Raw genomic sequence first — 13,328 nt, forward strand, 5'->3', positions numbered from 1 at the left:
TTATTCACCTCTTCCAGCTTCTAAGGCACCATATTTACAAACTTGGATACAAACCCCACAGCCATCACACATGGATTTATCAATAGTTATTTTTCCACTATCTTTTGAAATAGCAGGGCATGCAAGTTCACTTACACATTTATTACATCCATTACAATTAGAATCAATGTAATTTACTGGTGGTTTTCTAGTTTTACCTTTAATTAAAGTACATGGAGCTTTAGCTATAATTACACAAACCTCATCACGTTCCAAAGCTTCCTTATATGTTTTAATTACCTGATCCAAGTTTAACGGATTGATTACACGAACATAATTGCAGCCACAAGCTAAAGCCAGTTTACGTATGGAAATTTCAGGTGCATCATCCCCCATTCCGTCAACAGGAATTCCCGGGTTTGGCTGACCTCCAGTCATAGCTGTAATTCTATTATCCAATACAGTTAAAATAAAATTATTTTTATTGTGAACTGCATTTATTAAAGGTGATATTCCACTATGGAAAAATGTTGAGTCTCCAATGAAACTAATTACCTTTTGGTCAGTAGCTATTGAAAATCCGCAGCCGTCTCCTACACTAGATCCCATAGACAACAGGTAATCTGCTGCATTGTAAGGAGGATTAATTCCTAAAGTATAACATCCAATATCTGATGCAAATACAGCATCTTTAAGAGGAATTCCCAAGTCTTCCAATGCTTTATTTACTCCGTAATACATTGCCCTGTGAGGACATCCTGCACAAAGTACTGGAGCCCTGGAAGGAATTTCTTCCTGCAATTTAAGTAAAGTATCAGAATAATCATTATTATCTTCTTCAATGAAATTCAAATATTTATTAAAACCATCAGCCACAATATCAGAATTAAATTCATGGTATACAGGAAATGTTCCATCTAATTTACCATGAACAACAGTATTTAAATTATTTTTACCAATAGCTACTAATGTATCTTTTTCTATAATCGGATCTACCTCTTCCACAATAAAGACTTCATCATAATCTTTTACAAAATCAGCTACTTTATCATAAGGAAAAGGATATGAAAATCCAAGTTTTAAAACATCAATATCTAAATTATTATACCTGATTACATCATAAGCATAATTATAAGCACTGCTTGAAGCAATAACACAATATTTTTTATTTTGGCTGAAATCAGATTCAACATTAAAATCAGAATCATTGGTTATTTTATTAATTTCATCCATTTTTTCCACGAGTTCAACATGCATATCTTTTGCAAATGCAGGAACTGGAACAAATTGTGCAGGATTTTTCTTGAAAAATCCTTTTTTCCAATGAGTTTCACCATCTGAAGAATTATCTGCTGTTTCACCAAATTCAACAACACCTCTCATATGAGATACACGAGTGGTTGTTCTTACAATAACCGGTAATTTAAACTGTTCAGATAAATCAAAAGCATATTTAACCATATCTTTAACTTCTTGACAATTAGAAGGTTCTAAAATAGGCACATTTGCTAAACGTCCGTAATTACGAGTATCCTGTTCATTTTGAGATGAAAAAAGTGACGGATCATCTGCTGATAAAATAACCATACCGCCATTTACTCCACTATAAGCAGTTGTCATAAATGAATCGCTGGCTACATTCATACCTACATGTTTCATGAAAGTAAATGAACGTAATCCAGATGCTGCTGCAGTAGCTGCAACTTCCATAGCTACTTTTTCATTTGTAGAAAACTCAAAATAAATATTAGCATCTTTAGCCAATCCAGACAAAACATTTCCAATCTCTGATGAAGGAGTACCCGGATAAGTAGCTGCAACAGAAACACCAGCTTCTATAACTCCCCTTACAGCTGCTTCATTACCTAACAAAAATTGTTTATCACCAGGTTTCCCTGTTACTAATTCTTTTAAGTTCATTATTTATTTCCTCAAATAATTTAAAAATCTAATAAAATATATAATATAATAGGTTTAGATATAATATAAATATTATACTTATTTTATATTTGATTATGACTAAAGGGGTAAAGTAATGATTAAAGTGTATGTATCAAGGTTTGACAGAGAAGTGGACAGTGAACCTCATTTAGAGTGTTATGAAATAGAACAGACACCTCAAATGAAAGTTTTAGATGCCATTAATGCAATTAATGAAAAATATGATGCTGACATTAGTATTAGAAGTTCCTGCAGAGCCGGACAATGCGGGTCCTGCGGAATATTATTTAATGGGAATGGAGCTCTTGCATGTCAAAAAGATATAAAGGACGGTGCAATAATTGAACCTCAAAATTTTCCAGTAATTAAAGATTTAATTGTTGATAAAAGCCAAATAGAACAGGAAGTAAAAGATTTGCAACTTTCTTTAAATCCTCAAAGATATGACAGTGATTTAAATGAAAATCTAACTCCAGAAAATATTAAAAACACTAAAAAAGTTAGAAGTTGTATTGAATGTTATTCCTGTCTTGCAACCTGTCCTGTTGTAAAATTCATTAAAACAAAATTTGGCGGACCTTACATAATGAGATACCTTTCCAAATTTGAATCAGACCCAAGAGATGAATTTGACAGACTTGATGAAAGTTTAAAAGAAGGATTATATAAATGTACCAGTTGCGGAAAGTGTAAGGCTGTTTGTCCTAAAGATATAAACACCTTTGGAGATGCAATTGAACGTTTAAGGGAAATTGCATGTAAAGAAGGTAAAGGACCGCTTCCGGAGCATATTGCATTTAAAGAAAATATAGAAAAAACAGGAAGATCAATTAAAGCTGAAGGGCAAAGTTTTATTGAACAGGTTAAAAATGACAACGGTTCAAAAATAGCATTATTTACCGGATGTATGGTAGATAATAAATTACACCACATCGGAGAAGCATTAATTGATGTACTTGAAGCTAATGGAATAACCATAGATATTCCTGAAGGACAGGTATGCTGCGGTTCACCATTAATAAGAACCGGTCAGACAGACATGGTTCAGGAACTTGTTGATAAAAACAATGAAGTTTTTAAAGATTATGATACTGTACTTACCATTTGTGCAGGCTGCGGTTCCACTCTTAAAAATGACCATCCGAAATATGGATCCGATCTAAATGTAATGGACATCAGTGAATTTCTAGTAGATAAATTGGATACTGACAAAATGAATGAACTGAACACAACAGTAACCTGGCATGACCCATGTCATTTAGGCAGAGGCCAAGGCATCAAAGGTCAACCTCGTGATATTCTTGAACAGATTCCGGGAGTTACATTTAAAGAGATGAAATATCCATGTCAATGCTGTGGAGCTGGAGGAGGAATAAAAGCAGGCCAACCTGAAATTGCTATGACCCTTGCAAAAGAAAAAGCAAAAATGATTGAAGATACAGGTGCAGAATCAGTAATTACAATCTGTCCGTTCTGTCAGTACAACATCCAGGATGGATTGGACGCTATTGACCGTGAAGATATAAAAGCTATGAACATAATTGAGCTATTACAACTAGCTTATCAAAAAGATTAGATAAATAGGGGTTGATTAAAATAGGAGATACAGCTGTAAGTGAAGAAAAAATAGTTGAAACTAATTTAAATTCACCGGAAGTTAAAGAAAAAACCAAAACTGAAAAAAAATCAACCTCTTTGAAAAAATCAAAATCTAAAAAACAGTCAAGAGGAATAAAAATAGCCAAAGGTCCTGAAGAGGACGCTGAAAAGGAATTAAGCAATTTCAAAAATAATATTTATATTGTTTTTGTAGAATGTGAAACCCCCGGAAATATCGGTTTTCTTGCAAGAACTATGGCAAATTTCGGACTGAAGAATTTGGTTCTTATCAATCCGCCTACTTTAACCCCAGAAGCATTTTATCAGGCAACACATGGAAAATACATTGTGGATAATGCTAAAATATACAATACTCTTGATGAATTCTATCAAAGCCAAAGAATAGACTTTAAAGTAGCTTCAACTGGTGTAGCTGGCGGAAGTTACAATCTCTCAAGAATACCAGTAAGACCTGAAAATCTTGGAAAAAACATCAATACAAATAATAAAACAGCTATTCTATTTGGAAGGGAAGGAAACGGACTTACAAATGAAGAAATTGACGAATGTGACATTTGTGTTTCAATTCCAACAGACCCTACATACCCTATTTTAAACATATCTCATGCAGCAGCTATTATTTTCTATGAATTATTTAAAAATATGCATGAATACCCTGTTGAAGGTCTAGAAGAAAGTACAGCTATTGAAAAAGAATATGTATTGAAAGACATGTATGATTTAATTGACAGCTTAGATATTCCAGAACACAAAAAGAAAAATGGGCTTAAATCATTTAAAAACATTATTAATAGAGCATATATTACAGGCCGAGAAGCTCACACCTTAAAAGGAATTTTAAGACGTTTAAAAATGAAAATAGGTAAACAATAAGAAAAATTAGCTTTGCAGACAAAGTATATTTGCAGTAAAATATATTTTCAATTGGAGATTCTGAATAACTAACAAGCAAAAACATACTGTTGTTTATGGAAAGCAATAGCCCTACTCAGATGACAAAATTCACAAATTAAATAGTGTGGAAATAGTTATCGGCGATTCAAAATGTATAAACTGCATGAAATGCTTAAATGAGATATGTATAGCTGATGCCATTAATTTTAAAGATGAAAAAATTCAAATTAACCAAAATAAATGTAGAGGCTACGGACTCAGTGTTAATACTTGTAAACAAAATGCTATTACTTTAAAATACGATGATAAATCAACTGATTCCATAGTTAACAGATTATATAATTTAGTTGAACTTTAAAAACTAAATATAAACTATTTTTTACAAAATACACTTTCCTTAAAAGACAAAGCTAAGTTAAAATATTTTAAAAAGATTTTTATAATTGTAATTGAAGAAATATAAATGTATAATAAAAATTTATGAATATTATTAAAATAAAATAAAAAAGATTCTTTTTATTATGAACAAAAATTAAATTAATCACTTATTTATTCAAAGAAAATAAAAATAATCTGGAATTAATACTTAATTTAAACAATTATTTTGTCAAAAAAGAGTTTTTTTTAAAGTTAAAGGAGATAAAATGAGTGAAAATAGTAATATGCTATTAGGCGTTAAAGACAAGCCTCCCGTAGTAAACTGGATTTTACTTGCTATTCAACACGTATGTGCTATGTTTGGAGCTACAATTTTAGTACCAATCGTTGTAAATACCACCGTTGGATCAGATGTCTTGTCAATACCTGTAGCTCTCGTCACCTCTGGTATAGGTACCCTTATTTACATTGCATGTACTAGAGGAAGAAGTCCTGTTTACCTAGGAAGTTCATTTGCATTTATTGCACCTATGGTAGCAGGATATGCAATAGCTGGAAAAGCCAGTGTTTTTACAGCTATCGTTTTTGTAGGATTAATGTATGTAATAATATCAACTATAATCAGAATAGTTGGTAAAAAATGGATAGATAAAGTATTGCCACCAGTTGTTGTTGGACCTATGATTATGATTATTGGTTTATCACTTGCACCAACGGCAATTGAAGAAATAGGTATAAATGCCGCCAGCGTTCCAATGACCAACCTAATTATTGCATTTGTCGCATTTTTAAGTACTGCAATATTGGCTGTAAGAGGAAAAGGATTATTAAGAGTTATTCCATTTTTAATTGGAATTATAATTGGTTACATTACAGCAGCAATTCTTGGAGTAGTTGACTTTTCAGGAGTTGCAAGTGCACATATTATTGAAATGCCTGCATTCTACATACCATTTATTGATTATAATCTTAATTTTGGAGCTATGCTTACAATTGTTCCAATTGCTCTTGTAACTATGGTGGAACATGTTGGAGACCACAAAGTATTAAGTGAAATTATTGGAAGAGACCTCCTTCAAGATCCAGGTCTTGACAGAACTCTCTTAGGTGATGGTATAGCTACTACTGTTGCAGCACTTCTTGGTGGGCCTGCAAACACAACCTACGGAGAAAATACTTCTGTTGTAGGTATGACTAGAGTTGCTTCTGTTTATGTAATTGGACTTGCAGCTATTATAGCTATTATCTTTGCATTTTCAGGACATTTAACTGCACTGTTAACTGCAATTCCATCCCCTGTTCTTGGTGGTATTTCTATTCTTCTTTACGGATTCATTAGTGTAAACGGTCTTAAAATTTTAATCCACAACCATGTTGATTTTACAAACACTAAAAATGTAGTTGTTGCAGCTACAATGTTAGTTTTAGGATTAGGTGGAGCTACATTATCTATTACATACGGAGATTTATCCTTAGCTATTTCTGGTATGTCTTTAGCAGCAATCATTGGAATCATCCTTAACTTATGTATTCCGGAGGAAAAACATGAATGAAATAGTTCTTAACCATCCATTAATAACCCATAAATTAGGTATTTTAAGAGATATACATACCGGAACTAAAGAATTTCGTGAATTAATTACAGAAATTTCCACACTTCTTTGTTATGAAGCAACTAAAGATGCGAAATTGGAAAAAACAACAATTGAAACCCCACTTGAAAAAATGGAAACTGGCAAATTAAACGAAGATAATTATGCCATTGTACCAATTTTAAGAGCAGGAATGGGTATGCTTGACGGAATTATAAATGTAATTCCAAATGCAAAAGTAGGTCATATTGGTCTTTACAGAGATGAAGAAACATTTCAACCTATTGAATACTACTTTAAAATGCCTGAAAATATTGAAGGCAGAGAAGTATTAATTATTGACCCAATGCTTGCAACAGGTGGAAGTGCATCTGCAACTATTTCAAGACTTAAAGAAGAGGGAGTTCAAAAAATCAAACTTTTATGTGTTGTTGCAGCTCCTGAAGGAATCAATTTAATTGAAAAAGACCATCCGGATGTTCAAATTTACTGTGCAACAGTTGATAGAACTTTAAATGAAACCGCATACATATTACCAGGTCTTGGAGATGCTGGTGACAGAGTATACGGTACAAAATAATACTATGAATTACTCATAGTATTTTTACTTCTTTTTTTGAATCTGTAAAATTTTATAAAATTATTTGTTTTTTCTGTCCATCTTTACATGGATAGTCTAAAAAGATTAGAATTTAATAATAACCAAAGTATTTAAATTCATCACTATTAATTGTTTCATAGGATTTTTGTTTGCCTATCTGATTAAGTGATGAAACACTTTAATTCCAAAGTAAAAATAGTTTATCAATTGTATTTTCAAAATTAAATTGCTTATTTAGTCTTTCTGAAATAATTTTTTTAGAAACCATTTTTCTTCAAAAAAAGTTTTAAATTGGATTTTATAGAGCTGTTGAAGACTGATTTAATTTGTTTAATTATAATATAATACACATCTCATTTATTAAAGTATTTTATTTTTTTAACTATTAAAATTCAAATTAAATAAAAATTAGGAAGAATTTCATCAAAACAAAAGTCCAATTGTAAAAAAAATAAAAAATAATTAAGCCTATAAAATTTTACAGACTCCTTTTTTAAAAAATGAGAAGAAATTAACTTCTCAAAAAATATTTTGAAATATTAAAAATATACCATAACCTATGAAAATTAATATTAAATAAATAACCGATCCTTTTTTATAACCTTGTACAGTTCTAAGATTAACTGAAATCATATTATCCAAAATATCTGGAGACGCTATGAATATTTGAGTTAAAAAAGAAAATAAAAAATACAATACTGCCCAAATTAATGGATAAGTACCATAAATCAAACTAATTAAAATAGTCCTTATTGAAAATTCAAGACCTGCCATTGCATTAAGCTGACCCAGTACGAAATAAAATGGAGGGCAATAATCTAATTGTTTAGGCGTGACAATTATCTTATTTTCATAAGCATCAATCCTTAAAAACATCAAAATAAATGGGATAGGCATGGCAATGAGAAAAGCTGTTGCTACAATCATATTACCATAATGCAAACCCATTACAAAGAAAAGTATAGAAAATAATGGGGCGGCTGTTGTAATTAAAACAATAGCTGCTTTATAAGACATTCCCTCATTTCTTCCAGGAACAATGTAGTATCCATCATAGCCCAAACCATATTTTTCATCAATCCATTCTCTTTTATATATAACCATACTAAATAAAAAAGAAAACACACTATTTGCCAATAAAATCATAATAAGTTCATTAAAGCTCCATTTAAACAATACCTTCATTAAACCAAATAATAAACAACCAATCAATAAACCTACCAAAAAAATATAAATTGAATATCCCTTGAGTTCATCATTAGGTATTTTGTCCCAACGACGAAATGCAAATCTAAAAATATTTTTCAAAATAACACTCCCCATTCATTTTTATGAATTATCATCAATAATTTCCTGCACAAAACTTGGGAAAACATCCCATTTAGCAACATCTTTAATTTTTTCTATGAACGGCACATCATATAAATTTTTCAAAATTAAATCTTTAACTCCAAATCGAATAAATTTCTTTTCAAAGGTTACATAAACACTTTGAAAAATAGGTTTACACACATAATAAACATCCACTTTTTTAATAGCATATCTAATAATATTTTCGCCTAATTTAATATCTCCCCCAACCAAAGGTAAACACCAAGCCATAACTGAATCAAATACAAAAAAAGCGTAATCAACAGATGACACATCATCATCAAATAAACCATCTGCATAAGCCAATATAAATTCACCAATACCCGCTATAGCTATAGCTAAAAATGCCAATTCAGGAGAACTAAACATTACAGCTGCAAAAAGCAATATCGCACCTATGGAAATTATTTCACTACCTACACATCCTATTGCTGTGGATATAATGAAATCTTCCCAATCAAAACCAATACTATTAATTGCATCAGTAATATTATTATCTGCTTCTTTAATCTCATTTATCCCTTGTATAACCCCATTAGTAAAATTACCCACAGAATCTAAATATTTACTTTCCAAAGAACTTATATTTAATAAATTATAACCATATTCTCTTGCATCCTCAGTTATATTATTATGATAACAAGGCATAGCACAAATCAAACTATCCGAAAGCATAGCATCTCGAACAATACCTGTAACTTTATCTAAAATTAAAAACATTCCTTTTTGATCATTTTTAAAAATCAAATATTTGTCATTAACTAAAATATCCCATGAATTGTTATTTAAAAAATCAACAATCATAGATAATGTAACTGTTCCAATTTTAGTATTATTCCATATGAAAGTTCCAACCATCTGTTCAATAATACTGTAGCTAAAAGAACATGCAAACCGGAAATTCCAAATATTAGCATCATTTCCTTGAACTTTCATACCCATACCATGATCAGATTCACCAGTAATATATACATACCTATAATCATTACACATAGAGAAAGCTACTGGAGAAATTCTACTCCAACTTACATTATAATAATTAGCAAATTTATCCGCCAACTTATCATGCTCATAAATTACAAGTAAAGCTGATAAAAATGATCCATATGATGCCTTCATTTCTCCAACAGGCAATAATTCCCCATAATCTAACCAATATTTTAATTGATAATCTGACATTTTTGATTTAACAAAAGCAAAACTACGTAACCCCTCATAACCAATGTCTAAATTATTTTCATCAATTAAATTATCATAATAAATAAAGCTAATCCTATGAATAGTATTATCTAAAAACTTTAAGTTATATTTTTCTTTTTCATCTTCAAAGTGTATTGTTGGTGCATCATCACCACCATATCTCACATCAAACCCAATTGCATCCATAAATAAAAAATAATTTTTTAAAATAAATTCAGTTTCATCCTCTGTCAAATAATAATATGATTTAACTGTTTGTAATGAATATAATGTCAAATTAAGTTTTTCAGAATCATTTAACTTTAAAAGTTCCAAATCAGCTAATAAACTATTAAATTTTGAAATTGCATCAAAAACAACATTACGATAATTATTTTTATACATCAAATAATATTTATTGACAATATTAATTGATTTAACAATTTCTCCATTCACTATAATATCAATTGCTCCATGAAACTTTGATGTTTCACGCCAAACAACACTAAACCACATTATATCAGAAATATAATCAAAGTTATCACTATACAAAACAGATTTATTAGTGTTAATATCAATTGCAGTAGATGAAATCAGATACTCCACAGAAGGACAACTAGATATATTAATGTTTACAGAGCTGAAATCTAATAATCCACTGAAAGTTACAAAATTATTAACATATTCCTTACTTAAATTCACGTAAATTGTTGCTTCACCATCTTTTAAAAAAGAGGTTACTATTTGATTTCCATAACTAAAATAGACTTTGAGATTGTCTGGAATATGGCCTAAATTAGATATATCCTGATATTTATTATTAAAATTTAAATTAATAACAAGTTTTGCAGAATCTAAAATATTATTTTTAATAAAATAAGATTTATAATCAACACTTAAAATAATCCATGAATCTAATGTAAAATTAGCGTTAGGAGAAATATAAATATTATAACGATGCTTTTTATCATTAGATGTTATATTTGGATTATTAGTCCCCCACCAATTATTATTTATATTCAAACTTGTTTTTTCATCACAATAAAAATCAAATTGACCATTATCAAATATACGATTTAAATATAAAAAACTATTATTGTTCTCATAGTCAACATAAACCCCATATTCCATATTATATTCAATATTATTAGTATAAATACGAGATGTAGTTACATTAGATAATAATAAACCATCTTTATTACCAAACAAATGATTATTAGTAATTGAAGAGTTAGACAAATCATAGCATGAAAAACCCTGCATAAAATTAGAAATATTATTTCCACTAACTGTAATATTATATCCTCTAACAGTAATTCCTGTACCCTTATTTCTATATCCGTAGATAGTATTATCTAAAATTTCAATATTTGAATTTACTGCAACAGATTCCAAATTAATACCCCACATTATCAAATGAATGGAATCAATATTAGCATCTAAATTTATATAATTCTTTTTTATAATCATATTATTAGAATAACTTAACTGTATCCCCAAAGGACGATAAAGAGATAATGGAAAAATATTTTCTTCCACATTTACATCATTGTTATAAATTAATCCATTATTAACATGATTACAATCAATAGAGCGCAAGACTTTGTTAAAATAATTATTTTCAATTGCAAAATTAGACACATTATACAATTTAATACCACATCCAGAATTGATTATTGAAAATCCTTCAATAATACTTCCATTAACATTAAAAATATTAATCACTGGATGTTCTTTATCAATAGGATTTATAATAACTGATTCAGAAACTGCCCTTAAATATAATGATTTATTAATTACGATATTCTCATTATACTCTCCAGAATTTACTTCAATTACATCCCCATTTTTTGTAAAATTATCATCAATTGCCTCTTGAATACTATTAAAACCCCTACAATTATTTAAATTTCCAACTTTGGAAAAAATATAATTAACAATCGATACATTACTACAATGCCCAGCATGATCTTTTGCAAAAAATTTCAAAGAAGTAGTTGAAGAAATAGAAAAAGGACCAACATATTTAATTCCATTAATCATAGGATTAGAACCATTAGTTGTATAAAAAATAACTGGATTATTATCTACATCATCATAAGCTTTTAATTTAACTGAAAATGAATTAGAATAAACCCCCGAACTATAATTTGACCAAACAACAGGTACTTCAGTGTCTGTTTTATTGATAAAAATATTATAACATTCATGATTAACTTTTACACCATCAAAAGAATAATAAACATCCCTTACTCCAGCATTCAAATTAAAGCTTACTTTTTCTAATTTTTCATGCCATTTAACATTATCAAAACTATATTTAATAACAGTAAGGTCATCAGCAAATATCGAAACTTTCAAACGTGATACATTATAATTACCTCCTTTAGGAGTTATAAAATAATTTCCATAAGTACTATTTAAATTACTGCCAATGACAATCTTATTTCCAACTTGATACCTATCATAACAAGTAGTAATTATATATTCACCAACTAATAATGAGATACTCAATCTAGCAATTCCATAATTATCAGTTGTCTTATTATAAAAAACACCATTAACATTAAAAGAAACAATTTTATTGGATAATGGTTTTCCTTGACCATCTAAAATTTTAGCCCTAAATTTACTACCATCTTTATAATTCATTGTCAAATTATGAGTTATTAACGTCGGTAAAATATAAATTTTATTTGAAGTAGAATCACCATTAAATGAAATAGTAATTATATACTCACCAGGCAACAACATGATTTTTAAGGTAGCATAACCATTATCATCACTACATCTAGTATAAAACACACCATTAATATTAAATGTCACATTTTCATGTATAGCAGGATATCCCTGATTATTTAAAACTTTAACTGAAAAATGAGAAGAATTTCCACAATATTTTATTAAATCATGATTTTCAACAATCAATGATTTAATTATTAAGTTAAACGCCTTTTCTTCATTATTATATGGATTATATGCAGTTAAAATATAATTCCCCGGTAGCAAATTAATATTTAATTTAGCAACTCCACTATCATTAGTTTTACGAGTATAAAAAACACCACTAACATTAAAAGTAACATTGGTATTAGTTAAATAAGATCCATTACCTTTTAAAAATGTTGCATAAAATTGCGTACCATTTCTAAACATTTTGACTAAATCATTACCAATAATTGTTGATTTAATATGAACCCACGAATACACCGAAATATTATTAAAATAAGTAGTCACCGTATAATTTCCAACAGACAAACCACAACCAATATCAGTTTTTCCAAAATTATTAGTTATTCTAGTATAATTAACACCATTCATATTAATAATTACTGTTTGATTAGCTAATGGCCTATTATTACAATCTTTTAATGTGATATTTATGCGAGAACCATCCCTACAAAACATTGAAACATTATCAACAGTTAAAACAAAATTAGAATCATTAAAATTTTGAATATTATTATTTTCTTGACTAACTGAAAAATCGCCATAATTATCATCAAGAGACATATTTTCTTCAAAATTTGAAATATTATTTATATAATCATCTGTTTCAGCATTAACTAAATTCAATCCCAATAAGAAACAAAAAAGCACAAATATACATACAATAAATCTCTTTTTAATCAACATACATAATACCTTCAAATAATAATAAACATATAACTTATATATAAAACTTTTTTAAATTAATTTAAATTACATCAAAAAAATAAATAATCAAATTAATGAAATTTAAATAATCAACAAACCACTAAACTTAGCTAATC

Annotated in this window: 8 protein-coding genes; 5 read left to right on the plus strand and 3 right to left on the minus strand. The window is 29.0% G+C overall.

The features are described from left to right. On the minus strand, positions 1-1,899 hold the full coding sequence (gene iorA, locus K4897_RS02490; protein WP_250416485.1) for an indolepyruvate ferredoxin oxidoreductase subunit alpha: 1,899 nt from the start codon (positions 1,897-1,899) through the stop codon (positions 1-3). A 115-nt stretch (positions 1,900-2,014) separates the two neighbouring features. On the opposite strand from iorA, the gene tfrB reads away from it, so the two are divergent. The 5 genes from tfrB to upp all read left to right on the plus strand — a co-directional run bounded on the left by tfrB (position 2,015) and on the right by upp (position 6,984). After that, complete coding sequence (tfrB, locus tag K4897_RS02495) at positions 2,015-3,496, plus strand: fumarate reductase (CoM/CoB) subunit TfrB (protein WP_250416488.1); 1,482 nt, start codon at positions 2,015-2,017, stop codon at positions 3,494-3,496. An 11-nt stretch (positions 3,497-3,507) separates the two neighbouring features. Next, complete coding sequence (locus tag K4897_RS02500) at positions 3,508-4,413, plus strand: TrmJ/YjtD family RNA methyltransferase (RefSeq protein WP_250416490.1); 906 nt, start codon at positions 3,508-3,510, stop codon at positions 4,411-4,413. A gap of 145 nt (positions 4,414-4,558) precedes the next feature. After that, on the plus strand, positions 4,559-4,792 hold the full coding sequence (locus tag K4897_RS02505; RefSeq protein WP_250416493.1) for a polyferredoxin: 234 nt from the start codon (positions 4,559-4,561) through the stop codon (positions 4,790-4,792). Positions 4,793-5,078: 286 nt separating this feature from the next. Beyond that, positions 5,079-6,365: a uracil-xanthine permease family protein gene (locus K4897_RS02510; RefSeq protein WP_029143238.1), complete on the plus strand. Its 1,287-nt coding sequence runs from the start codon at positions 5,079-5,081 to the stop codon at positions 6,363-6,365. Then, positions 6,358-6,984: a uracil phosphoribosyltransferase gene (gene upp, locus K4897_RS02515; protein ID WP_019264286.1), complete on the plus strand. Its 627-nt coding sequence runs from the start codon at positions 6,358-6,360 to the stop codon at positions 6,982-6,984. Before K4897_RS02510 ends, upp begins: the two co-directional genes overlap by 8 nt. Before the next feature lie 540 nt (positions 6,985-7,524). On the opposite strand, the gene K4897_RS02520 is transcribed toward upp, so the two are convergent. Both K4897_RS02520 and K4897_RS02525 read right to left on the minus strand, forming a co-directional pair. Next, complete coding sequence (locus K4897_RS02520; protein ID WP_250416496.1) at positions 7,525-8,109, minus strand: hypothetical protein; 585 nt, start codon at positions 8,107-8,109, stop codon at positions 7,525-7,527. A 225-nt stretch (positions 8,110-8,334) separates the two neighbouring features. Next, positions 8,335-13,191, minus strand: coding sequence for a chitobiase/beta-hexosaminidase C-terminal domain-containing protein (locus K4897_RS02525; protein WP_250416497.1), 4,857 nt, complete (start codon positions 13,189-13,191; stop codon positions 8,335-8,337). Positions 13,192-13,328: the final 137 nt, after the last annotated feature.

Origin of the sequence: Methanobrevibacter sp. TLL-48-HuF1 (assembly GCF_023617305.1) — an archaeon.
Classification (GTDB): Archaea; Methanobacteriota; Methanobacteria; order Methanobacteriales; family Methanobacteriaceae; genus Methanocatella; species Methanocatella intestini.

Excerpts from the sequence above, each read along its gene's own strand:
- iorA (WP_250416485.1), bottom strand. The coding sequence starts at position 1,899 with ATGAACTTAAAAGAATTAGTAACAGGGAAACCTGGTGATAAACAATTT.
- tfrB (WP_250416488.1), top strand. The coding sequence starts at position 2,015 with ATGATTAAAGTGTATGTATCAAGGTTTGACAGAGAAGTGGACAGTGAA.
- K4897_RS02510 (WP_029143238.1), top strand. The coding sequence starts at position 5,079 with ATGAGTGAAAATAGTAATATGCTATTAGGCGTTAAAGACAAGCCTCCC.
- upp (WP_019264286.1), top strand. The coding sequence starts at position 6,358 with ATGAATGAAATAGTTCTTAACCATCCATTAATAACCCATAAATTAGGT.
- K4897_RS02520 (WP_250416496.1), bottom strand. The coding sequence starts at position 8,109 with ATGGTTATATATAAAAGAGAATGGATTGATGAAAAATATGGTTTGGGC.
- K4897_RS02525 (WP_250416497.1), bottom strand. The coding sequence starts at position 13,191 with ATGTTGATTAAAAAGAGATTTATTGTATGTATATTTGTGCTTTTTTGT.